Below are 23,001 nucleotides of genomic sequence, written 5' to 3'. Positions count from 1 at the left end.
GACCACGGCGGTGAGGCCACCTCCGGGCGCTGCGCGGTCGCGTTCCGGGGCGCCTCCGGGACGGTCATCCGGGCGCCGCCTCGCGTTCACCGGACCGTCGGTGGGACGTCACCCCGGATCCCTACGGTGACAGCGCTTCTCACCACGGGTCCGGCGCAGCCACGGTGGTCCGACGGTCGTCGCGGCGCGGACCCCCGACCTGCGAAGGAACCCATGAAACCGCACGCCTCCCGACGTCCCGGCGCGCTCGCGCGCGCCGCGGCGTCCGCGCTCGCCGTCTCGCTCGTCGGCACGGCGCTCGTCGCCGCGACCGCGACCCCGACGGCCGCCGCCGACGAGTCCCTGCTCTCGACGTCCGGCACGACCTGGCGCTACCTCGACGACAACACGAACCCGGCGGGCGCCGACCCGAACCAGCGCGCGTGGACGACCACGGCGTTCGACGACTCCGCGTGGAAGACCGCGACGGGCGCGTTCGGTGCCAAGCGCGGCGCCGCGACGGGGATCGGCGCCGCGTTCCCGATCACCACGCTCCTCACCCAGTACATCGAGGGCACGACGACGGACGTCCCCACGTTCTTCTTCCGCACCGACGTGGAGCTCACCGCGGCAGACCTCGACGGCGTGCCCGCGTTCGAGGGCGAGATCGTCTATGACGACGCCGCGATCGTCTACGTGAACGGCGAGGAGGTCGTGCGCCTGGGCGACGACGGGCGCGAGATCACGGAGAACCTCCAGTACCACGGCAACGGCCGCACGGACCCGGTGACGGGCACGTTCGTCGTCCCGGCCGACGCGTTCACGCCCGGCGAGAACACGATCTCCGTCGCGCTCTACCAGGACGCGCCGACGAGCTCGGACATCTACCTCGACGTGCGGTCGCTCGTGCCGACGCCCGGCGAGGTGCGGGACGTCGCCCTCAACGTCGGCGCGGACGAGACGCAGGCGAACGTCGCGTGGTTCTCGACGCTGCCGGGCGCGGGCGAGGTGCAGTGGGCCCGCGCCGACGAGGCGGGCGGCGAGGTCGACTGGCGGACGGCCGCGACGTCGTCGTCCCGGAACGGCACCGCGGCCGACGGGGCGACCTACCACCACGCGACGATCACCGGTCTCGAGGAGGACTCGGACTACGTGTACCGCGTGGGCAGCGCCGCGACCGGCTGGTCGGCGCCGACGACGTTCACCACGGGCACGTTCGGCGACGAGTTCAGCGCACTCTTCGTCGGCGACGCGCAGATCGGCGCGAGCGGCAACGCCGCGAACGACGCCGCGCGCTGGGCTGCGAACCTCGACACGATGACCGCGCGGCACCCGGACACGGCGTTCCTCATCTCCGCGGGCGACCAGGTGGACAGCGCCGGCAACGCCGCCCAGTACACCGGGTTCCTCGCGCCGCGCCAGATGCGCGAGCTGCGCTTCGCCGTCCAGGACGGCAACCACGACACGGCGTCCGCGCTCTACGACCAGCACTACGCGATGCCGAACCTCTCGCCCGAGCAGCGCCGCGACTACTGGTACTCCTACAACAACGTGCTCGTCGTCGCGATCGACTCCAACGACTCCGACCCTGCCGAGATCGCCGGCCACGAGGCGTTCCTGCGCGACGTGATCGGCACCCGCGGTGACGCGTACGACTGGGTCGTCGTGACGTTCCACCACTCGCTCTACAGCCAGGCGTTCCACTCGCGCGACACCGACGTGGTCCGGATGCGCGAGGCCCTGTCGCCGGTCTTCAGCGAGCTCGGGGTCGACCTCGTCCTCGCGGGGCACGACCACATCTACACGCGCTCGTACCTCATGGAGGGCGCGACGCCCGTCGTGCCGGACGAGGCACCGGCCGAGGGCGACGTGCTCACCCCCGACGAGGACCAGGTGCTCTACCTCACCGGCAACTCGTCGTCGGGCTCCAAGTTCTACGACTTCGACGGCGCCAAGCCGTGGACGGCGCGCTGGGAGCAGTCGCGCGAGGCGAGCTACTCCGACCTCGACGTGACGCCCACGTCGCTGACCGTCACGACCTACACGACCGGGTCGCAGCGCGTCGTCGACCGGGTGACGCTGCAGCGCGAGGCCGCCGCGGGCCCCGCGCTCGATGTCGAGACGAGCACGCGCTGCCTCGCCGGCACCGCGTACGTCGCGGTCCGCGCGACGAACACCGGCGACGTCCCGGCCGACGTCGTGCTCGCGACGCCGTTCGGCACGCGGACGGTCGCGACGGTCGCGCCGGGCAAGGCCGCCTACCAGTCGTTCTCGACGCGGTCGGCCGCGGTCGACGCCGGGTCGGTCTCCGTGACGGGCACCGTGCCCGACGACGGGACCTCCTCCGTGCGGGACGTCGCCTACCCGGCGGTCGCCTGCGGCTGAGGCTGCGCCTCCGGGCTCGCGGCGTGAGGACGCTGCGGGCTCAGGCGGGGTCGTCGAGCGGCTGGACGACGACCCCGCCGAAGCGGGCCTCCTGGGCCCGGTGCTCGACGCCGCCGATCCACACGCGCCCGGCGAGGACGTCGGGCGAGGCGGGCGATCCGTCGTCGGCGTGGTGGGCGGTGTACCCGCCGAGGAGGCTCGCGTTCGAGAGCGAGACCGCGCGCCCGTCCGCGTCGGTGACGTCGAGCGCGCACCACGTGCACACGTGCCGCGGGTAGCGCGGGTTCTCGCGCAGGAGCGTCCCGCACACGGGGCAGTGCTGCGCGGGCCGCGGGTCGCCGTCGGGCAGGACGAGCCCGCCCGCGCGCACGAGCCCGCCCTGGGCGGTGCGGCGCGCGAGCGCGGTGAGCTCGCGCCGCGCGATCCCGGGCCAGCCGTGGGCGGCGGCGGACCACTCCGGCGGCACGGCGCGCGCCCCGTACCGCGCGCCGAGCAGCGCGCCGGCGATCGCCGCGACGGTGTCGGTGTCGCCGCCCACGGCCACGGCCGCCTGCAGTGCGGCGACGAGGTGGTCGCGGCCGGCGGACCTCGACCCCTCGGGCGCCGAGGTCGTCGCGATCGCGCGCCACGCCGCCTGGAGCGCGGTCACGGTGAAGCCGTTCTGCCCCAGGTCGGCCGCGGGCTGCGGCGCCTCCGCGTCCGCGATCCACCCCGACCAGCGAGCCGCCGCGTCGGGTTCCAGCAGGTCGAGCCCCGCGCGGACGTCGAGCCGCTGCGCCACGACCGCGACACGCACCGCCTCCGACCACAGCACGCACGACTCGGCAGCGAGCGGGTCGGTGTGCGTGAGGCTCGCGACCGACCGGGCCGCGCGCGCCGTCGCGACCCGGTCGTCGAGCGCGACGAGACCGACGACGCCCGTGCGCATGAGCGCGCCGTTCCCGGCCGTGCGCCCGGTCGCCGCGTGCAGGGCCGCCGACGCCTCGCGCAGGCGGGTCGCCGCCGGTCCGCGCCGGCCGGCGGCGTCGCGCAGGACGGCCGCCGTCTGCGTCCCGACGTCCGACGCGCCACCCGTGCGCCACGCCTCGAAGCCCGCGCCCACGGCGTCGAGCGGGGTGGCGCCGAACGCGTCGGGGACGTCGGACAGGACGTCGTGCGCGGCCGTGACGCGCGCGACGCACACCGACATCTGCGTGTCGTCGCTCCACTCGCCCGGCTCGTACGGGCCCAACCCGCCCCCGCGCATCACCGCGACCTCGTCCCGCCGCCCGGGACCGGGCGGCTGCGCGAACTCGTACGGGACACCGAGCGCGTCGCCCGCGGCCTGGGCGAGCAGCACGCCCGACGCGCGGTCGAGCAGGTGGTGGTCGAGCGGGTCGGGCGGCGCGGGAGCCTGCCGGGGAGACGTCGTCACGCGGCGATCGTGCCACGATGGCGCCATGACCACGACGCCCGACGACCTCGCCGCCCTCATCGCCTCCGTCGAGGCGGACGAGCGCGACCTCGTGCTGCGCACCTTCACGCACGACGACGCGTGGCGGCTCGGCTGCCTGCTCGTCGAGCTCGCCGACGAGCGCGACCTGCCCGTGACGATCGACGTCCGCAAGGGCCCGCAGCAGGTGTTCCACGCCGCGCGCGAGGGCACGACGGCGGACAACGACTCGTGGGTCCAGCGCAAGGTGCGCGTCGTCGAGCGCTTCGGGGCGTCGTCGTACCTCGTGGGCCTGCGCGCCCGCGCGCAGGGCACGACGTTCAACGACAAGCACCAGCTCCCGCTGCAGGAGTACGCCGCGCACGGCGGGGCGTTCCCCGTCCGGGTCGACGGCGTCGGGATCGTCGGCGTCGTCACCGTCTCCGGCCTCGCGCAGGGCGACGACCACGCACTCGTCACCGAGGCCCTGCGGTCGTTCCGCGGCGAGGCGACCGCGTCCTGACGCGTTCCCGTGGTGCGACCCGGGGGCGGCGACGCGTGCCGTCAGTCCCCGACGACCGGCACGTCCTCGAAGGTCGGCCACGTGGGCGCGACGTTGACGTAGAGGGACGCCACGGGCTCGACGGGGCGCGGCAGGTACACCTCGTAGCGCACGGTGCCGCCGACGCTCGTCTGCGCGGAGACCGGGTCGGTGTGGAGCTTCGCCGCGCCGCTGCCGCGCACGGGGGAGTACGACACGAGGGTGTACGGGTCGACGGCGGACGGGTGCAGCTCGCCGCGGCCCGTCATGTCGTAGACCCGGATGCGGTCCTCGTCGCCGTCCACGGGACCGAGCGGCGTGAGCTGGACGCGCAGGCGCATGACGGACCCGCGCACGACGATCGGCTCGACCCCGACCCGGACCTCCTCCTCGCGGCCGTCGGCGTTCGGCACGAGGACGGTCTTCTCGACGGCGGGCTCGACGTCCTCGACAGGCTCGACGCGCGGCCGGTCGCCGGGCACGAATTCTGCGGTGACGGGGTCGACGTCGTGCTCCTCGACCTCGATGCTGCGCTCGCCCGGCGTCGTGCCGGAGTAGCGGAGCTCGACGCGGCGGTTCTGGGCGCGGTCCTCGGCGACGTCGTCGCCGGACTCGGCGACCTTGAGCTGCGACTCGCCGTAGCCCTGCGCGTCGAACGTGACGTCGGGGCGCACGGCGGCCGCGGCGTCGGCGACGGCCTGGGCGCGGCGCTGGGAGAGGTCGAGGTTGTCGGCCTCCTCGCCCACGGAGTCCGTGTGGCCCGCGACGGTCGCGGTGACGCCGTCGGGCAGCTCCTCGGCGATCTCCTGCACGCGCTCGACCGCCGCCTGCGACAGGTCGGCGGAGCTCACGTCGAACAGCACGTCGGTCTCGAGCGTGACGACGACCTCGTCCTCCTCGACCTCGACGTACTCGAGCGACGTCACCGCGCCGGCGAGCTCGAACGTCGTCGCGACGCCCGGGTCGAGGCGCGTCGTCGCGCGGTCGAGGTCCTCGCGGCTCGGCTGGCCGCCGAGGTCGTCGAGCGTCAGCGGGTCGACGCCGGGCACGAACCCCTCCGGAGCCTCCTCGTCCGCGGCGGCGGCGGTGGCGGAGAGCAGCGACGCGGCGACGACCGCGCCGAGGCCCGCGGCGAGGGCGCGCGTGCGGCGGGCGCGCCTCATTCCTCGGACTCCCACGTCACGGGCACGTCCTCGAGCGCGGGCCACGAGTCGTTGAGCCGCACGTCGACCGTCGCGGGCTCGCCCTCGGGTCGCGGGAACCACGCCTGGTAGAGCACCGGGCGGCCGTTGACGGTCTCGGCCTCGTGGGGGTCCGTCGAGAGCGTCGTGCCCGAGCTGGACACGATCTTGTACTCGGTGAGCGTGCCGACGTCGACGATCCGCGGGTCGTGGTCCCGGCCGAACATGTCGTAGACGGAGTACGACTCGGTCGGGTCGTCGCCCGCGAAGTGGGGTGTGAGGAGCACGCGGAGCTCGACCGTCGAGCCGTCGGCGGTGAGGGAGACGAGGCCGATCGTCACCTCGTCCTCCGCGGAGCCGGGCACGGGCTGGCGCGTCTCGAGGATCGGCTGGTACTCGGCCGCGCCGACCGCGACGGGCGTCGGGCCCTCCTCGGCGTCGCCGGTGCAGCCGGCGAGCGCGAGCGCCGACGCGGCGCCGAGCGCGACGACGAGGGCGCGCCCCGCGAGGGGGGAGCGGCGGGACGGGGAGAGGGGCGAGCGCGGACGCCGGAGGCTCGTCATAGCACGAGAGGCTATCCGACCGGCCGACGCGCGGACCGCCGCGCGGGTGGGGAGCGGTCCCCATGCGCGGACGCACGACGGGGCCGGCACCGTGAGGTGCCGGCCCCGTCGTGCGGTCGGGCAGGGGCGTGACCGACCGGGTCGGTGGGCCGGCGCGACGTCGCGCGTCGCGCCGGCGGTGCGGCGTCAGGCCGCGCGCGTGACCTCGATGCGCCGCGGGGTGCGCCCGGCGAACACGCCGGCGACGGTCACGGTGAGCACGCCCGCGTCGTACGTCGCGCGGACGGCGTCGGCGTCCGCGGCCGTCGGGAGGGTGACGGTCCGGCGGAACTCGCCGAACCGCACCTCGCGGACGCGCCGCCCGGCGGGGGCGGCCGCCTGCTCCTCGCGAGCCTCGGGCTGCTCGCCCTCAGCCTCGCCGTCGCCCTCGGCCTCGCCGTCGGTCACGGCCTCGGCCGCGGGTGCGTCGACGACCCGCTGGTCGCGGCGCTCACCGCGCACGACGAGGCGGCGTCCCTCGAGCTCGACGGTCACGTCGCGCTCGGGGTCGACGCCCGGCAGGTCGAAGCGGGCGACGAGGTCCTCGCCGTCGCGGTAGACGTCGGCGGCGGGGGCGAAGCCGGTCCGCGCGACGGGAGCGCCGGCGGGGCGCGTCCACAGCTGGCGCACGACCCGCTCGGTGGGCAGCGGGCGGAACGGAGCCACGGTGTAGGTGCTGATCATGGTGTCCTCCAGGTCTGTCGTGCCGCGGCTGCCCGCGGCGTCCTGACCGGTCCAACCCTGAGCGGACCCCGCTCAGTCCCGGGTTCGCGGACGACGAAACCCGCCCGCCCCGACGGGTCAGCGCCGCGCCGCGCGGCGGGCCTTGCGCGCCGCCGCGGCGCGCTCCTCGGCCGCGTCGAGGCGCTCGTCGACGGCGTCCAGCGCCTCGCGCGCCGCGCTCTCGGCGTCGCGGGCCTCGGCCAGCCGTGCGCGCAGCGTGTCGCGCTCGTCGGCGAGCCGGGCGAGCTCGTCCTCGACGCGCCCCAGCTCGTCCTCCACCTGCCCGACCGCGTCGCCCGCCTCGCGCACGCGCGCGTCGGCGTCGTCGCGCTCGGCCTCCAGGCGGTCGACCTCCGCCGCGCTCTCCTCGACCTCGCGCTCCGCCGCCGCGACGGCGTCCTCGACCGCGTCGTCGTCCGCCGAGTCCCCGCCGGAGGACCTCTTCCCGCGGCGACCGCCGCCCTTGGGCTCGCTCGTCGCCGCGGCGTCCGCCGCACCGGTGCGTGCCCGCAGCTCGACGACGTCGGCCGGCTCGCCGCCCTCGTCGACGATGCCGAACCCGACGTGCTGCAGCGCCTGCGAGAGGCGCCCCGCACGCACGAGCGCGCCCGCGTCGGCGTCCATGACGGCGGCAGTGAGCGTCTCGGCGACCCGGTCGAGCGCCGCCGCGGACACCGAGCGTCCCGCGACCTCGCCGGCGTCGCGCAGCTCGCCCACGACCCGCTCGACCCGCTCGCGCCGCAGCCGGTCCAGCGTGCGGATCCGTGTGCGGTCGCGGTCCTCCGTCGCGTCGCGCAGCTCGTCGCCGAGGCGCACGAGCGCCTCCACGTCCTCGGCCCGCTCGCGCGCGACCTGGTTGACGACCCACGCCGCGACGGTCGGCTTCGCGAGGCGCCCGACCCGCTCGGCACCCACCGCGTCGCCCGACGCCTTGATCCGCTTCGACGCGGCCGTTCGCGCGACGACGAACCGCTCGAGCGGCAGCGCGAAGAGCTCGTCGACGAGCGCGTCGACGTCGATCGCCTCGTCCGTGCCGGAGCCCCGGCTGCCGCGCGCGCTCATGACGCCCAGCGTCGCACCCCGGCGTCGGTCGTGCGCCCGGTCCCGCCCGTCCCGGCGGCGAGCAGCCCGGCGAACGCCGCCTCGGTGACGACGGGGATGCCGTAGCGGCGGGCGGTGCGGGCCTTCGTCGAGAGCGAGTCGGGGTCCGCCGCGACGAGGAGCCGGGTGCGGCGCGTGACGTAGGGCCACGGGGACAGGCCCGCGGCCCGCGCGTCGGCCTCCCACGCCTCGCGCGTGCGCGTCATCGAGCCGGTGAGCACGACCTCGTCGCCCGGGGCGAGCGTGAACGCCGGACGCGGCCCGACCCGCACGTCGTCCGCGAGGCGGTCGCCCAGCGCGGCCTCGACCGCGCCGGCGACGTCGTCGGCGTCGAGCCCGAGCTGACCCGCGACCTCGTGCAGCGCGGGGTCGTCGCGCAGCGTGGCGCCGTCGTCGCGCGCGCCCGCGGCGGTCGTCCCGCCGAGCGCGTCGAGCTCGGCCCGGGCCACGGCGGCGAGGTAGTCGCGGTGCAGGGCCTCGACGGCCGCGCGGTCGAGCCCGGCGCGTCGGGCCTCGGCGAGCAGCGCCGCGCGCTCGGTGTGCGAGACGTAGCGATCGAGCAGCGCCGCGTCGAGCAGGCGCAGGTACGTCTCCGCCGCGTCCGAGCCCGCGGTCGCCCCCGCCCCGGCGGGGTGGGTCGGTGCCTCGTCGAGCGCGGCGAGCCAGTGCCCGCGCGCGCGGCTCGCGCCGCGCAGCACCGGCTCCACGTCCGACGGCACGGGCGGCAGCGCCCAGCGCACGCCGTCCGCGGCGGCACGCGCGACGCCCCAGCACTCGTCGTCGGCCGCGACGTCGAGGTAGTACCCGAGCAGTCCCGCGGTGGCGCGCGCGTCGCCCAGGGCCGAGTGGACGCCGTCGTGCACGACGCCGACGGCCGCGCAGCACGCGGCGAGCGCGCGCGAGCCCGTGAGGTAGCGGCCCGCGAGCTGCTGCGTGCACAGGCACGCGACGGGGTCGATCGCCGCGGCGATCCCCGCCCGCCCGATCTCGGCGCGAAGGAACCGCGTGTCGAACGCCGCGTTGTGCGCCACGAGCACGCGCCCGGCGAGCAGGTGCAGGAGCGCGGGCGCGACGAGGTCGAACGTCGGCGCGAGCGCGACGTCGGCCGCCGCGATGCCGTGCACGTGCTGCGGGCCCAGGTCGCGCTCCGGGTTGACCAGGGTGCACCACTCGTCCTCGACCCGGCCCGCGTCGTCGACCAGGACGACCGCGACCTCGGCGACGCGGTCGCCGAGCCGCGGGGAGAACCCGGTGGTCTCGAGGTCGACGACGGCGAATCCGGGCACGCGCACAGTCTGCCCGACGCCGCCCACGTCGGTCACCGAACGGCCCCGGGGGGTTTCGCGTGCCGCGCCGTGGGCCTACGCTCGCGTGCACACGAGCCTCCGCAGCGTCGCGTCTCGTGTGCGACTCGGCCGGACCCCGACACGACCGGGGCCGGTCGGCGGGGGCCACTGTCGAGGAGGATGCGTGAGACCACGAACGATCGTCCCGTCCGCAGCAGCCGCGAGCCTCGTGCTCGCGGCACTGACCGCAGCACCCGTGGGGGCCTCCCCCGCCGGCGGCTTCCGCGCCGCCGCCGAGCCGCCGCCTCTCGAGGACCTCGTCACCGGCGACGCGGTCATGGACCGGCTCCAGGACTTCCAGGACATCGCGGACGCCAACGGCGGCAACCGCGCCATGCAGACCCCGGGCTACGAGGCGAGCGCCGTCTACGTCGAGGACACCCTGCGGGCCGCGGGCTACGAGCCCGAACGCCAGTACTTCACGTTCGACGACCTCGTCGTCGACGAGCTGTCCCTCACCGCCGCCGGCGTCGAGGTGACGTCGGACGTCTACCCGGCCGAGTACGCGCCCGACACCCCGGACGACGGCGTCACGGGCCCGATCGTGCAGCCCGCCGACGACCTCGTCCAGGGCTGCACCGCCGACACGTGGGACGGCGTCGCGGTCGAGGGCGCCGTCGCGCTCATCAGCCGCGGCACGTGCCCGTTCGCGGACAAGGCGCTGTACGCCGCCCAGGCCGGCGCGGCCGCCGTCATCCTGTACAACAACGCCGACGGCGCGCTCAACCCGACGCTCGGCGCCGAGAGCGACGAGTGGGTGCCGACGGTCGGCATCACGCAGGCCGCCGGCCAGGCGATCCTCGACGCGATCGCCGGCGGCGCGGACGCCGTCGCGACCTACGACCTGCAGACGCACGTCGAGGAGTTCGAGACGTTCAACGTCATCGCCCAGACGCCGGGCGGACGCGACCACAACGTCGTCATGGTCGGCGCGCACCTCGACGGCGTCGAGGACGGGCCGGGGATCAACGACAACGGCTCCGGCTCCGCCGCGATCCTCGAGGTCGCGGTCCAGCTCGCCGCCGCGACCGACGGCGGTCAGGACGTCGAGAACGCGGTCCGGTTCGCGTGGTGGGGCGCGGAGGAGGTCGGGCTGCGGGGCTCGACGCACTACGTGGCCGACCTCGTCGAGAACGACCCCGCGGCGCTCGACGACATCGCGACCTACCTCAACTTCGACATGGTCGGCTCGCCGAACTACATCATCGGCGTGTACGACGCGAACGAGTCGACGTACCCGGCGCCCGTCGAGGTCCCGCCGGGCTCGGCCGAGACCGAGGCCGTCTTCACCGACTACTTCGACGGCATCGACCAGGCCTGGGTCGACACCGAGTTCTCGGGCCGCTCCGACTACCAGGCGTTCATCGAGAACGGCATCCCCGCGTCCGGCCTGTTCACCGGGGCGGACGGGTCGAAGACGGCCGAGGAGGTCGCGCTGTTCGGCGGCACCGAGGGCATCTTCTACGACCCGAACTACCACTCGCCGGCCGACACGATCGACAACGTCGACGCCACCGCGCTCGACATCATGTCGCGCGCCATCGGCCACGCGGTCGCGTCGCTGTCGGTCGACACGTTCGCGATCAACGGCGTGGGCAACCCGCGCGTCGACGGGATCGTCGCGGAGTCCCGGTGCCTCGCCGGGACGGCGTACGTCGCGGTCCGCGCCACCAACGGGGAGGACGAGGCCGTGGCGCTGCGGCTCGTCACGCCGTTCGGCCAGCGCGCGTTCGGGCAGGTCGCGCCCGACGCCAACGCGTACCAGTCGTTCAACGCCCGGTCGTCGTCGCTCGACGCCGGCACGGTGAGCGTCGTCGCACGGCTCGCGGGCGGCGGGGAGAACCACTCCCAGACGTACGACGCCGCGTACGAGGCGATCGACTGCGGCTGACCCGACCACAGCACCACCGGCCGGGGCCGTCCTCCACCCGAGGGCGGCCCCGCGCCGTGCCCGCGGTGCCCGCGTCGTGCCCCGCGGTGCCCACGCCGTGCCCGCGCCGTGCCCGCGCCGTGCCCGCGTCGTGCCCACGCCCTGCCCACGGGCGGGTCGCCGGTCTACGCTGACCCGCGGCACCGCGCCGGGTGCCGCGAGGCGAAGGGGTGCCGTGGCGAAGGAACCGTTCCTCACGACGACCGACGACGAGCCGGGCGACGGCCCGGACGTCCCCGGGCTGACGACGGGCGACGGGCGCGGCGCGCTCGCGCGGCTGCTCGGGGAGCGCCGCCTGCCGCGCGTCCCCTCGCTCCCGTCCGTCCCGCGCCCGTCCCTCCCGCGTCCCTCGGTGTCCCTGCCCGGCCGCTGGTCACGCCGCGACGCCGCTGCGCCCGACGCCGCGCCCCCCTCGTCCGGGGAGGAGGACACCGCCCCCGCGCCGGACGCCCCGGCCGTGGACGTCCCCGGGGTGGACGTCTCGGGTGTGGACGCCACCGGTGTGGACGCCGGTCTCGACGCGGCGCTGGAGGACGCTCTCGTCGAGGCGCTCGCGGACGAGGACGTCGACGACGCGCCCGACGGGGCCGAGCCCGGGGGCGGCGCGCTCGCCGAGGACCGTGCGTCGGACGGGGACGGAGAGCGCGCCGGGGACGAGGAGAGCGGCGACGACCCGGACGATCTCGTCACGGAGTGGGTCCGGCGCGCGATCGACGCGTACCCGCGGCCGTCGTACCCGCTCGAGCGAGAGTGGGACGTCTCGGTGCAGGGCGTCGTGCGCCTCGTGCCGTTCGTGCCGCGGTTCGCGACCGCGCCGCTCGCGCTCCTCGACCGGTTCGGTGCCCTGACGATCGGCCCCCGGCGTGTGGGCCTCGACGGCAAGGACGTGGACTGGGAGCGCGTGGTCGAGGTCCGCACCGCGCCCGCGTGGACGTGCCTGTCGGCGGAGGCCCTCGAGGCGAACCTCGCCGAGCTCGTCGTCGCTCTGCCTCCGGTTCCGGGCCGGGCGTGGGTGCTGCGCCGGATCAGCGAGCTCCTGCTGTCCCTCTACCTCGCCGTCATGCCGCCGGACGACGACGGCACCGACGTCCTCGCCGACGCCCACGCCCTGCTCGGCGCCGACGACGGCGGGACCGGTCGCAAGGACCCGATGTTCGACCGGGTCGTCACGCACGTCGTGTACCGCCGGCGGTTCGGCACCGGCGAGGCGCAGGCGAGCGCGACGTCGGTACTCCTGCAGCTCGCGCTGCGCGGCGCCACGGACGTCGTCGTGCGCACGGCAGAGGAGCGCGGGGTCGACGTGGTGCACGTGCGCGCCGAGGACACGAGCGTCGGGTCGGTCGTCGCGCGCGCCGCGACGTGGCGGCGCACCGCGCTCGACCTGCGCGAGCGCGTGGACCGCCGCGTCCGGCGGCGGTGAGCGTCAGCGCTCGAGCGCCTCGAGGATCGGGGTGTCGCCGCCCGTGAACCGGATGAAGCGGCCGACCGTCGCGGGCGTGCGCAGCGTCTGGGCGACGACCATCGCGACGTCCGCGCGCGAGACCCGGGACGCCGCGCCGCTCGGCACGTCCTCCGCGCCGTCGAGGCCGTCGGGCCCGTCGCCCACGACGCGGATCGCGCCCGTCGGGTCGTCGTCGGTGAGCGTGCCCGGGCCGAGCACGGTCCAGTCGAGGCCGGTGCCCCGGAGGTGGTCGTCGGCCGCGAGCTTCGCGTCCGCGTAGGCGAAGAAGCTCGAGTCGGGGTCGACGCCGTGGTCCGGCACCGACCCGATCCACGACACCATGACGTACCGGCCGACGCCGGCCGCGGCGGCGGCGTCCATCGACCGTCCGGCGGCGTCGCGGTCCACGGCGTACGTGCGGTCGCGGTCCCCGCCCCCGGCACCGGCGGACCACACGACGGCGTCGAAGCCGTCGAGCGCGGCGGTGATCTCCTCGGTCTCGGCGTGCTCGACGTCGAGGAGGAGGGGCTCGCCCCCGAGGCGGCGGACGAGGGGGAGCTGCTCGTCGGCGCGGACGATCCCGGACACGGACGCGCCGTGGCCGACGAGGATCGGGACGAGCAGGCGCCCCACCTTCCCGTGGGCTCCGACGAGGGCGATCTTCATGCGGCGTGCTCCTGTCTGCGGGCGCGGTGAGGTTCCCACCGTGCGCCGTCGCGGCCCGTGCCGCCACCCGGGAGGGTCAGGGGCACTGCCGGGCGTTGGGCGCAGCCCCGAGCCGGACGGTCTCCGAGGCGCGGACGAGGTCGCCGCCCGCAGGGTCCTGGGCGCACACGGTCCAGCCGTTCGACGCGCCCGGGAGCGCGCCCGCCCCCGGGTTGCGCGCGTCCACCACGACGACCGTCACGGCGCCGCGCTGCTCCAGGTCGGCGCGCGCCTGCTTGAGCTTGGCCTCGACGAGGTTGGGCATGGAGAACGCGTGCTCGATCTCGACGGAGACCTCGACGCCGTCGGAGCCGCCGGGCGGGAGCGGCGCGCCGGGCTCGGCGGTCGGCTGCGCGGTCGGGTCCGCGGTCGGACCGGCGGTCGGGCCGTCGGTCGGTGCGGTCGTGGGGGACGCGTCCGGGGTTCCGGGGCCACCGGGCAGCGCCTCGGCGCGGCACCCCGCGAGGGCGGCCGCGGCCACCACGGCGAGCACCGCGACGCGGGCGCGACGCGGCACGGCCGTGGCGCGGGGTCGCGCGTCGTCGTGCCGTGCGCCGCGCGCGGCCTCGTCCTTCGTGGTGCCCGTCGTCGTCGACGGCGCACCCGTTTGTCCTGCCACCACTCGTGCCCCCGATTGCCCCTGCGAACCGCTTGATCCCTTCGAGGGTACGGGACGACCCTGCGAGGCGCTGCCGGGCGGCGGGTGATCTCAGCGGGACCGGGGCGTGCGCTTCGGCGGTCGCACGGTAGGGACGTCGCCGACGATGGGGATGGGGCGCCGGTGGAACGGGAACCCGTACCGGGTGACGAGGCCGGCGAGCGTGGTCATGCGGTTGCGCGGTCCGATGAGCCCCATGATGTGGACGAACAGCCACGCGAGCCACGCGACGCCGCGCGTGAGGCGGATCTTCCCGACGACCTCCGCGACCGCGGCGCGCCGCCCGATCACGGCCATCGTGCCCTTGTCGAAGTACCGCAGGGGCTGCGTCGGGCGGCCCTCGACGAGCGCGACGACGTTCTTCGCGACCTGCTCCCCGGACTGGATCGCGGGCTGCGCGAGCTGGGGGAGCCCGGCGGGGGAGATCGCGATGTCGCCCGCGGCGAAGACGCCGGGCAGACCCTCGACCTGGAGGTCGTCACCGACGACGACGCGCCCGCCCTCGCCGCGCGGCAGGCCCCAGTCGTCGACCTCCTCGTGCGGGTGGACGCCCGCCGACCACACGGTGAGGTCGGAGCGGATGCGCGTGCCGTCGGTGAGCACGACGGCGTCCGGCAGCACCTCGGCGACCCCGGCTCCGAGGTGCAGGTCCACGCCGCGCCGGCGGAGCTCGTCGGCCGCGTACGTGCGCAGCCGCGGGTCGAACGACTTGAGGACCTCGTTGCCGCGCTGGACGATCTTCACCTCGAACGCGTCGCCGTGGATCTCGGGGTAGGCGGGCCGCAGCCCCGCGGTGCGCAGCTCCGCGAGCGCCCCGGCGACCTCGACGCCCGTCGCGCCGCCGCCGACGACCACGACGCGCAGGCCGTCGTCCGTGCGCGGGCTCGCGGCGGCCTTCTCGAGGCGGATGAAGAGCGTGTCGCGGATCTTCATCGCCTGCGACCGCGAGTACATGGGGAACGAGTTCTCCTTGGCGCCGGGCGTGCCGAAGAAGTTCGCCGTCACCCCGTTCGCGACGACGAGGTAGTCGTAGCCGACCCACTCGTCGTTGAGCAGGCGGATGCGCCGGTTCTCGTGGTCGATGCCCACGAGGTGCTCGTGCACGACCCGCACGTTCTTCTGCTTGAGCCGCAGCCCTCGCAGGAAGTACGTGACGTCGCCGGGGTTCAGGCCGCCCGTCGCGACCTGGTAGAGCAGCGGCTGGAACGTGTTGTAGACGCGGCGGTCGACGAGCGTGACGCGCACGGGCGCTTTCGCGAGGCCCTTGACGACGGCGAGCCCGGCGAACCCGGCACCGACCACCACGACGTGCGGGACGGGGCTGGTGGCTGCCGGTCCTGGCGCAGCGGTCACGGGCTCGGGCACGGGGCCTCCTCAGGGCGACGGGGTGGGAGAGCACCGGCGCCCGCCCGCCTGCGTCGCGGGCGTCGCCGACGACGTCAGCCAGGTTACGGCGAACCGCGACCGCCCGCCGAACAGGCGCTTGTGGCGCGCCGAGCATGCGGTCGGGGCGCATCCAGGTCGACGGATGCTCCCTGACCGCATGTTCGGCCTGGGGGCGGACGTGGTCAGGCGCCGTGGCGCTCGACGTCGTCGCGACCCAGGAGGTCCTCACGGACGACGCGGCGCAGGACCTTGCCGATCTGCGAGCGCGGCAGCTCCGGCACGACGGCGAGCGTGCGGGGCAGCGCGTAGCGCGCGAGACGCTGCTCGCCCCACTCGCGGACCGCGGCGAGGTCGACGCGCGGCGGGGAGCCTGCGCCGTCGGCGTCGTCGAGCACGACGACCGCGGCGACGTGCTCGTCCGAGCCGGAGCCCGGCACGCCCACGACGGCGACGTCCCGGACGCCCGGCATGTCGCGCAGGTGGTCCTCGACCTGCGACGGGTACACCTTGAACCCGCCGGTGACGATCATCTCCTTGATGCGGTCCACGAGCGTGACCAGGCCCGCGTCGGGGCCGTCGAGCGGGACGCGTACGACGTCGCCCGTGCGCAGCCACCCGCCGTCGAGGAGCTGCTGGGCCGTCTCCTCCGGCCGGTTCCAGTACCCCCGGAACACCTGCGGCCCACGCACGAGCAGCTCGCCGCGCACGGTGCGCGGCGCGGACGGGTCGTCGGACGGCTCGGGCTCGGCGTCGCGGAGCTCGCCCGCGTCGAGCGCGTCGGCGTCGACCACGCGGATCTCGGTGCTGGGGAACGGGAGTCCGAGCGTCCCCGGGCGGCGGTCGTCCGAGACGGGGTTGCCGAGCGAGACGGGCGACGTCTCGGTCATGCCGTAGCCCTCGATGAGCAGGCCGCCCGTCGTGTCCTCCCAGCGCTGCGCCGTCTCCGCCGTGATCGGCATGGCGCCCGCGAACGCGAGCCGGATCGACGTGAGGTCGCCGCCCGCGCCAGGGGCGTCGGCGGCGGCGTCGACGATGCGGTCGAACATGGGCGCGACGCCGGGCAGGAACGTCGCGGGGCGGCGCGCCTGGGCGGCGACGAACGCCTTCGGGTCGAACTTCGGGAACGCGACGAGCGTCGCGCCGATGCGCGCGGGCAGCGTGAGGCAGAACGTCAGGCCGAACGCGTGGAAGAACGGCAGCACGCCGTAGACGGTCTCGGCGCCCTCCGCGAAGGACGCCCACGCCTGCCCCTGCACGACGTTCGCGACGAGGTTGCAGTGCGTGAGGACCGCGCCCTTGGGCGTGCCCGTGGTGCCGCCCGTGTACTGCAGGAGCGCGACGTCGTCGGCCGCGGGGTGGGGGAGCGACGGCGGCAGCGCCCGTGCGCGGCGCACGAGGTCGTGCCAGTCGGGGACGCCCGCGGGCACGGGGCCGCGCAGCGCGTCGCGCTGGGCCCGGGCGCGCGCCACGGGCAGGCGCAGCGCGAGCCGGCTGCCGCGCGGCAGGTCGCGCGCGACGTCGAGCGCGACGACGGCCCGCAGGGCGGTCGCCTCGGCGCGCGCCTCGAGGACGGCCGGGACGGCCTTGGTCCACACGACCGCGACGCTCGTCCCCGAGTCAGCGAGCTGGTGCGCGAGCTCGCCGGCCGTGTACGTGGGGTTGTGCTCGACGACGACCGCGCCGAGGCGCTCCACGGCGTAGAACGCGACGACGTGCGACGTGCAGTTGGGCAGCACGAGCGCGACGCGGTCGCCCCGGCGCACGCCGAGGTCGTGCAGGGCGCTCGCGGCGCTCTCGACCTGCGCCACGAGGCGCGCGTACGTGGTGGTCGCGCCGAAGAAGTCGACCGCGACGCGGTCGGGCCAGCGCTCGGCAGCGCGGTACAGGGCGGCGGTGACCGGCTCGTCGGGCACCGTGACGTCCGTCGGGACGCCCGGGCTGTAGCGGTCGGTCCACGGCCTCGACGCCAGAGTGTTCACTACGCCACCGTAACCTACGGTTGCGTAGGTTTCATGGCGAGGCGGTGCACGACGTCGGTCAGGTCAGGCCGGGTGCCAGCGCGCTCCCCAGCGCCGCGTGAGGCGCCCGCCCGAGGTCGCGGCGTGCTCCCGCACGCCCGCCTCGACCGCGTCGGCGACACGGTGGGCGTCCGCGTCCGTGTCGGCGAGGAAGCGGACGGTGACGCGGGCCTCGCCGCGCACGACGCCGACGTCGTAGGCCTCGACCGTGGTCAGGGCGCGCGCCGCGGCGGCCGCCGCGGGGAGCACGGCCTCCGGGTCGGCGCCCGGGCGCAGCAGGCCCACGGCGAGGGTCACGCGGTACGACGGCACGGCTCAGGCGAGCTCGGGCAGCGCCGACCCGGCGCACGGGTCGAGGTCGACGGGGCCGGACATGTCGAGGCGCACCACGTCGCCGTCGGCCGTGACGCGCACCTCCCACCCCGCGGCGTCCACGGCGGTGACGGACGCCGTCCCGCCGTGCTCGGCCTCCTCGACCCCCGAGGGCTCGCCGAACCCGTGCTCGTCGAGCACCGGCGCGAGCGCGTCGGGGACGTCCGCCAGCAGGTCGTAGCCCTCGCCGCCCGCGCGGGTCGTGGACGCGTCGGGCAGGAAGACGACGCAGCGGCCGTCGTCCTGCGCGGTCGCGGACGCGTCGTCCTCCTGCGCCCAGCCGTCGGCGCCGACGACCTGCTGGACCGCGGCGAGGACGTCCTGGCGCGCGACCTCGTAGGCGGGGACGTCGTCGGGCGCGGGCGGCGGCTCGTCCGGGCCGGACCCGCCGCACGCGGCGAGCGGCGCGAGGGCCCCGAGCGCGAGGGCTGCGGCGGCGAGCCGGTGGGCGGGCCGGAGGCCCCGTTCGCGTCCGCTGGTGCGCTCCGTCATGGTCCCCCCTCGGTCGGCGCGTCGTCCGCGGGGGACGCTACCAGCGCGGCCCGCGCGGCGGATGGGGAGCCCGCCCCATCGACCGCGGCCCGCGGGCGGGCGTACGTTCTCGGCGACCTGCCGGCGAGGGGGAGACGATGAGCGGGATGTACGGGCGGACGTCGCGGAGCTGCGGCGTCTGGGTCAGCGGCTGGCCGAGGCCGCGGACAGGCTGACGGCGCTCCGGGGCGAGCTCGACGCCCTGGTGACGGCGAGCCCGTGGGAGGGACCTGACGGCGACGAGCTGCGCGGCACGTGGTCGGCCTCGCACGGCCCGGCGGTCGCCGCGGTCGGCGCGGTGCTCGGCGAGGCGGCGACCGCCGTCGTGCGCCAGGCGGACCAGCAGGAGAGCGCGAGCACCGACGGCGCCGGCGGGCCGGGGGGCGGGGACCGCGGGACGCCGGGCGGCGGGGACCGCGGGACGCCGGGCGACGGCGACCGCCCGGGCGACCCCGACCTCACCGACGACCTCGGCGACTACGAGGACGTCCCGCCGATCGACCTCGAGAACGAGGACTTCTCGATCGACGACATCAACCAGGGGCAGGTCGGCGACTGCTGGTTCCTCGCCGGCCTCGGGGCCGTCGCCACGACGGACCCCGAGTTCCTGCGCGAGCACATCCGGCTCAACGACGACGGCACCTACACCGTGACGATGTACTCCGACGGGAAGCCGGTCGAGATCGTCGTCGAGCCGACGGCCCCCGAGAACGGCGTGGGCGGCCAGAACGGCGAGCCGAACTGGGTGTCGATCTACGAGAAGGCGGCCGCCGAGTACTTCGGGGGCGACTACGAGGACATCGACGGCGGGCACTCCGACGTCGCGTTCGAGGCGATCACGGGCCACCCGGCCGAGCGCTCGGGCGAGCTGAGCCTCTCGGACATCCAGGACCGGCTGAAGGACGGGCCCGTCGCCGTCGGCACCGAGGACGACGACGCGTTCTGGTGGTGGGAGGACGAGGTCGACGACAGCCGCATCGTCCCCAACCACGCGTACGTCGTGACGGAGGTCAAGGAGGTGGACGGCGAGCTGAAGATCCACGTCGTCAACCCGTGGGGACCCGGCGGCGGCATGCTGGACGGTGAGCACAAGGTCGGCGACCTGTGGCTCACCGAGCAGGAGTACAAGGACAACTTCGACTCGGTCTACTCGGGAGGTCGACCATGACGGACCAGGACGACGTGCGCCGGGCGCGCGTCCCGCAGGGGGCTCAGGCCGAGTTCGCCGACGTGCGCGTGGGGGTGATGCGCGTCGGGGTCGGCGCGGGGCGCGCGCTCGCCCAGCTCGCGGTCCGCTCGCCGCGCGGCGAGGACGTGCTGCGCGCCGACCTCGGCGACGTCATCGACCTGCACGGTGCGGGCATGCTCCACGTGGACGACGTCGAGGGCGAGCCGGGCACGTCGAGCGGGGCCGTGACGTTCACGTTCACCCCGGCGTGACGGACAGGACGGCGACGAGGAAGTCGGCGTCGTCCGACCACGGGCGCAGGTCCCACGTCGAGAGGGCGACGTCGAGGCGCAGGCCCGCCTCCGCGGCGTCGGCGAGGAACCGCTCCGGCGCGTAGCCGCGGCCGGTGCCGAAGCCGACGACGGCGCGCCCGTCCGGCGCGAGGTGCGCGCCGAAGCGCCGCAGGACCTCGACCTCGGTGCCCTCCGCGAGGAACGTCATGACGTTTCCCGCGCACACGATCGCGTCGAACGGCTCGGTGACGCCCTCGGCGGGCAGGTCGAGCTCCGCGAGGTCGCCCACGCGCCAGTCGGGCCCCGGGTGGTCGGTGCGTGCCGCCTCGACGAGCACCGGGTCGACGTCGACCCCGACGACCACGTGACCGCGCGCGTGCAGCTCCGCACCGACGCGGCCCGGGCCGCAGCCCGCGTCGAGCACGCGCGACCCCCGCGGCAGCATCGCGTCGACGAGGCGCGCCTCGCCCGCGAGGTCGGCGCCCTGCGCCGCCATCGTGCGGAAGCGCTCGACGTACCAGGTGGAGTGCGACGGGTCGGCGGCGGTCCTCAGCTCCCAGCGCGAGGGTCGGGTGGCGCTCATGCGGTCGACGCTACCTCGCCACGGACGGGGTCCGGCGAGCCCCGGACGGGAGCGCGGTGTGCGCCGGGGTGGAAGAGTCGGACCGTGCGCACCCCGGCCGGCCCTCCCACGGTCCACCTCGGCGTCGACCTCGGCACGAGCGGTCTCAAGCTCGTGCTGCTCGCGCGCGACGGCACGGTCGTCGCGGAGTCCGAGGCGTCGTACGACGTCGCGCACCCGCGCCCGGGGTGGTCGCAGACGGACCCGGCGACGTGGACCGGCGCGCTCGCGCGGGCGCTCGACGACCTCGCCGCGCGGGCGGGGGACGGCGTCGTGGTGCGCGCGGTGGGGGTCGCGGGGCAGATGCACGCCGCGGTGCTCGCCGACGCCGCGGGGCTGCCGCTCGCGCCCGCGGTGCTGTGGACGGACGCCCGTGCGGCCGACCGGCTCGACCGGTGGCGTGCCCTGCCCGAGCCGGTGCGGGCGCGGCTCGCGAACCCGCTCGTGCCGGGGATGACCGGCCCGGTGCTCGACTGGTTCGCGGCGCACGACCCCGCGCTGTGCGACCGCGCGGCGCACGTGCTCCTGCCGAAGGACGTGGTGCGGGCGTGGTTCGTCGACGACGCCGCGCTGCCCGCGGGCACGACGGACCGCTCGGACGCCGCGGGCACGCTCCTGTGGGACGTGACCCGCGACGCGTGGGCGGACGACGTCGTCGCGCACCTCGACCTCCCGGGCCGGCTCCTGCCCGGGGTCGCGCCGTCCGACGCGGTCGCGGGCACGACGTCACGCCTCGCGCGGTGGTTCCCCGCGAGCGGCACCGCGGTGCCCGTGGTCGTGGGCGGCGGCGATACCCCGGTCGCGCGCCTCGCCGTCGGGGCGCCGGGCCTGCACGTGAACCTCGGGACCGGGGCGCAGGCGATGGCCGCGCTCGACCGTCCGGCGCCCGTGGCCGACGCCGTGGTCCACACGTTCGCCGACACCGGCGCGGGGGAGGACGCGGGTTGGTACCGCCTCGCCGCGGTGCAGAACGCCGGGCTCGCGCTCGACTGGGCGCTGCGCGTGCTCGGCCTGTCGTGGGAGGACGCCGTCGCGCTCGCGCGCAGCGCTCCCGCGGGTGCCGGCGGCGTCACGTTCCTGCCGTTCCTCACGGGCGAGCGCGGCGGCGTCGCCGGCCCGGACGCGCGCGGCGCGTGGACCGGCCTGGGGGAGTCCACCGGCCGCGCCGAGCTCGTGCGCGCCGCCGTCGAGGGCATGGTGTTCGCCGTCGCCGCGGCCGTCGACCTCCTTGACGCGCCGGGCACCGGCCCGTCGACCGGACCGGTCGGCCCCGCGTCGGCGGGCACGAGGTCGCCGGACCGGGACGCGGAGGTCGTCGTCACCGGCGGCGGGACGCGCGAGCCGCTGGTGCGCGAGCTGCTCGCCGACGCGCTCGGCCGTCCCGTGCGGCGCGTCGGGCTCCGCAGCGCGACGGCGGTCGGCGCGGCGCTCCTCGCGGCGCGCGGCACGGGCGACCCGGTCGAGCCCGCGACGACCACCGCCGCGCCGGACCTCCCGACCCCGGCCCGGCCCGACGTCGTCGAGCACCTGGCCGCCTGGCGCGCCACCGCCGCGGCCCTCGCCTGACGCCCGCACCCGCCGACGGCACCCGCGGCAGGTGACGAGCCATGCAAAGGCGCGCAGACGCGTACGTCGCCGCGACAGGTGACGTCACCACGAGCGGGGCGCGCAGAGGAGGAGGGCGCGGGTCGTGGCGGGTCTGGCGGGAGGCCGCGAGGAACGAGCGGCCGGATGGAAGACCCGCGCCCTCCTCCTCGGAGCGCCCCGCGGACGCGACCCACGCGCGCGCCCCTCGGAGCGACCCTCGAACGCGTTTCCCCTGTGCCCGAGGCCCGCGCGCTGCGAGAATCGAGGGATGTCGTCCGCCGCCCCCACCGTCGCGTCCCCCTCCGCCAGCACCGAGCCCGTGACCGACCTCGCCTCGAGCGCCCCGACCGGCGAGGTGCTGGCGGTGTGCCGCGTGCACGCGCTCCTGCCCGACGCGGGCCCCGCGGGTGTCACGGCGATCGACAAGCGCCCGGTGTCGGGGCCGGTGAAGGTGCGTCGGCTCGGCCTGTACGCGGACCTCCAGGCGGACCGCGCGAACCACGGCGGGCCGGAGCAGGCCGTGTACGCGTACGGGCAGGACGACACGGACTGGTGGGTCGGTCAGCTGGAGCGCGAGATCCCGCCGGGTCTGTTCGGGGAGAACCTGCGGGTGCGGGGCATCCCGGTGAGCGAGGCGGTCGTGGGCGAGCGCTGGTCCGTCGGGTCGGCGCTGCTGGAGGTGACGCAGCCGCGCACGCCGTGCTCGACGTTCGCGCGTCGCCTCGGGGAGGAGCGCTGGGTCAGGTGGTTCACGGTCGCGAACCGCACGGGCGCGTACCTGCGGGTCGTGCGGGGCGGCGAGCTGCAGGCGGGCGACGCGGTGACGGTCTGCTACCGGCCGGAGCACGGGGTGACGCTCGCCGCGTGGTTCGGCGCGTGGACTGGGCGCGGCGCGGACCCCGAGCACGCGGCGTCGCTCGCGCGTCGGCTCCTGGCGGCGCACCTGGAGGGTGACGTCACGCTGAGCGACGAGATGCGGGCGCGTGCGGAGATCGCGGCGGGGCGGCGCGTCGAGGACTGA

The 23,001-nt window shown here is 76.2% G+C and carries 21 protein-coding genes; 8 read left to right on the top strand and 13 right to left on the bottom strand.

Features of this window, described 5'->3' with window-relative positions:
- Window positions 1–213 precede the first annotated feature (213 nt).
- On the top strand, window positions 214–2,364 hold the full coding sequence (locus tag GJV82_RS03465) for a purple acid phosphatase family protein (RefSeq protein WP_155098253.1): 2,151 nt from the start codon (window positions 214–216) through the stop codon (window positions 2,362–2,364).
- Window positions 2,365–2,404: 40 nt separating this feature from the next.
- On the opposite strand, the gene GJV82_RS03460 is transcribed toward GJV82_RS03465, so the two are convergent.
- A complete protein-coding gene (locus tag GJV82_RS03460) occupies window positions 2,405–3,778 on the bottom strand; it encodes an ADP-ribosylglycohydrolase family protein (RefSeq protein WP_318657233.1) in 1,374 nt (457 codons plus the stop codon).
- A 25-nt stretch (window positions 3,779–3,803) separates the two neighbouring features.
- Here GJV82_RS03460 and GJV82_RS03455 point away from each other — a divergent pair, with 25 nt between their 5' ends.
- Window positions 3,804–4,298 (top strand): heme-degrading domain-containing protein, encoded by a 495-nt coding sequence (locus GJV82_RS03455; RefSeq protein ID WP_024841464.1) that lies wholly within the window; start codon window positions 3,804–3,806, stop codon window positions 4,296–4,298.
- Window positions 4,299–4,339: 41 nt separating this feature from the next.
- Here GJV82_RS03455 and GJV82_RS19350 read toward each other — a convergent pair whose 3' ends face one another.
- The 5 genes from GJV82_RS19350 to GJV82_RS03435 all read right to left on the bottom strand — a co-directional run bounded on the left by GJV82_RS19350 (window position 4,340) and on the right by GJV82_RS03435 (window position 9,209).
- Window positions 4,340–5,479 carry an OmpA family protein gene (locus tag GJV82_RS19350; protein WP_196217175.1) on the bottom strand — a complete coding sequence of 380 codons (1,140 nt, stop codon included), beginning with the start codon at window positions 5,477–5,479 and terminating at the stop codon, window positions 4,340–4,342.
- Window positions 5,476–6,060, bottom strand: a complete 585-nt coding sequence (locus GJV82_RS19345; RefSeq protein WP_196217174.1) for a hypothetical protein — start codon at window positions 6,058–6,060, stop codon at window positions 5,476–5,478. Before GJV82_RS19345 ends, GJV82_RS19350 begins: the two co-directional genes overlap by 4 nt.
- Before the next feature lie 186 nt (window positions 6,061–6,246).
- Window positions 6,247–6,783, bottom strand: coding sequence for an Hsp20/alpha crystallin family protein (locus tag GJV82_RS03445; RefSeq protein WP_155098251.1), 537 nt, complete (start codon window positions 6,781–6,783; stop codon window positions 6,247–6,249).
- Window positions 6,784–6,900: 117 nt separating this feature from the next.
- Entirely contained in the window at window positions 6,901–7,884 is a 984-nt protein-coding gene (locus GJV82_RS03440) for a hypothetical protein (protein ID WP_155098250.1), read from the bottom strand.
- A complete protein-coding gene (locus GJV82_RS03435) occupies window positions 7,881–9,209 on the bottom strand; it encodes an exonuclease domain-containing protein (protein WP_155098249.1) in 1,329 nt (442 codons plus the stop codon). The genes GJV82_RS03440 and GJV82_RS03435 overlap by 4 nt, the downstream gene beginning before the upstream one ends.
- Window positions 9,210–9,393: 184 nt before the next feature.
- Here GJV82_RS03435 and GJV82_RS03430 point away from each other — a divergent pair, with 184 nt between their 5' ends.
- Complete coding sequence (locus GJV82_RS03430) at window positions 9,394–11,160, top strand: M20/M25/M40 family metallo-hydrolase (RefSeq protein ID WP_318657232.1); 1,767 nt, start codon at window positions 9,394–9,396, stop codon at window positions 11,158–11,160.
- 214 nt (window positions 11,161–11,374) lie between these two features.
- Window positions 11,375–12,619, top strand: coding sequence for a hypothetical protein (locus tag GJV82_RS03425; protein WP_155098248.1), 1,245 nt, complete (start codon window positions 11,375–11,377; stop codon window positions 12,617–12,619).
- Between the two features lie 3 nt (window positions 12,620–12,622).
- Here the strand turns inward: GJV82_RS03425 and GJV82_RS03420 are convergent, their stop codons facing one another.
- The 6 genes from GJV82_RS03420 to GJV82_RS03395 form a co-directional block, all read right to left on the bottom strand.
- On the bottom strand, window positions 12,623–13,306 hold the full coding sequence (locus GJV82_RS03420; RefSeq protein WP_155098247.1) for an SDR family oxidoreductase: 684 nt from the start codon (window positions 13,304–13,306) through the stop codon (window positions 12,623–12,625).
- A 76-nt stretch (window positions 13,307–13,382) separates the two neighbouring features.
- Window positions 13,383–13,964 (bottom strand): PASTA domain-containing protein, encoded by a 582-nt coding sequence (locus tag GJV82_RS03415; RefSeq protein WP_155098246.1) that lies wholly within the window; start codon window positions 13,962–13,964, stop codon window positions 13,383–13,385.
- Window positions 13,965–14,054: 90 nt separating this feature from the next.
- Window positions 14,055–15,368: an NAD(P)/FAD-dependent oxidoreductase gene (locus GJV82_RS03410; RefSeq protein WP_318657231.1), complete on the bottom strand. Its 1,314-nt coding sequence runs from the start codon at window positions 15,366–15,368 to the stop codon at window positions 14,055–14,057.
- Window positions 15,369–15,571: 203 nt separating this feature from the next.
- On the bottom strand, window positions 15,572–17,368 hold the full coding sequence (locus GJV82_RS03405) for an AMP-binding protein (protein ID WP_318657230.1): 1,797 nt from the start codon (window positions 17,366–17,368) through the stop codon (window positions 15,572–15,574).
- Window positions 17,369–17,431: 63 nt separating this feature from the next.
- The gene (locus tag GJV82_RS03400) at window positions 17,432–17,719 is read right to left on the bottom strand and encodes a hypothetical protein (RefSeq protein WP_024841476.1); all 288 of its coding nucleotides are present in this window, start codon (window positions 17,717–17,719) and stop codon (window positions 17,432–17,434) included.
- A 3-nt stretch (window positions 17,720–17,722) separates the two neighbouring features.
- A complete protein-coding gene (locus GJV82_RS03395; RefSeq protein WP_155098245.1) occupies window positions 17,723–18,271 on the bottom strand; it encodes a hypothetical protein in 549 nt (182 codons plus the stop codon).
- A 244-nt stretch (window positions 18,272–18,515) separates the two neighbouring features.
- Between GJV82_RS03395 and GJV82_RS03390 the strand changes: the two genes are divergently transcribed.
- Together GJV82_RS03390 and GJV82_RS03385 are read left to right on the top strand one after the other, a co-directional pair.
- Window positions 18,516–19,478: a C2 family cysteine protease gene (locus GJV82_RS03390; RefSeq protein ID WP_196217173.1), complete on the top strand. Its 963-nt coding sequence runs from the start codon at window positions 18,516–18,518 to the stop codon at window positions 19,476–19,478.
- Window positions 19,475–19,750, top strand: coding sequence for a hypothetical protein (locus GJV82_RS03385; protein ID WP_024841479.1), 276 nt, complete (start codon window positions 19,475–19,477; stop codon window positions 19,748–19,750). The genes GJV82_RS03390 and GJV82_RS03385 overlap by 4 nt, the downstream gene beginning before the upstream one ends.
- Here the strand turns inward: GJV82_RS03385 and GJV82_RS03380 are convergent.
- Window positions 19,737–20,354: a class I SAM-dependent methyltransferase gene (locus tag GJV82_RS03380; RefSeq protein WP_155098243.1), complete on the bottom strand. Its 618-nt coding sequence runs from the start codon at window positions 20,352–20,354 to the stop codon at window positions 19,737–19,739. The two genes, GJV82_RS03385 and GJV82_RS03380, sit on opposite strands and share 14 nt — an antisense overlap.
- Before the next feature lie 84 nt (window positions 20,355–20,438).
- On the opposite strand from GJV82_RS03380, the gene GJV82_RS03375 reads away from it, so the two are divergent.
- Both GJV82_RS03375 and GJV82_RS03370 read left to right on the top strand, forming a co-directional pair.
- Entirely contained in the window at window positions 20,439–21,959 is a 1,521-nt protein-coding gene (locus tag GJV82_RS03375; RefSeq protein ID WP_318657229.1) for an FGGY family carbohydrate kinase, read from the top strand.
- A gap of 289 nt (window positions 21,960–22,248) precedes the next feature.
- A complete protein-coding gene (locus GJV82_RS03370; protein ID WP_155098242.1) occupies window positions 22,249–23,001 on the top strand; it encodes an MOSC domain-containing protein in 753 nt (250 codons plus the stop codon).

The organism is Cellulosimicrobium composti, from assembly GCF_009711085.1.
In the GTDB taxonomy this organism is placed as follows: Bacteria; Actinomycetota; Actinomycetes; order Actinomycetales; family Cellulomonadaceae; genus Cellulosimicrobium; species Cellulosimicrobium composti.
This window is presented reverse-complemented; position numbering and strand designations above follow the sequence as displayed.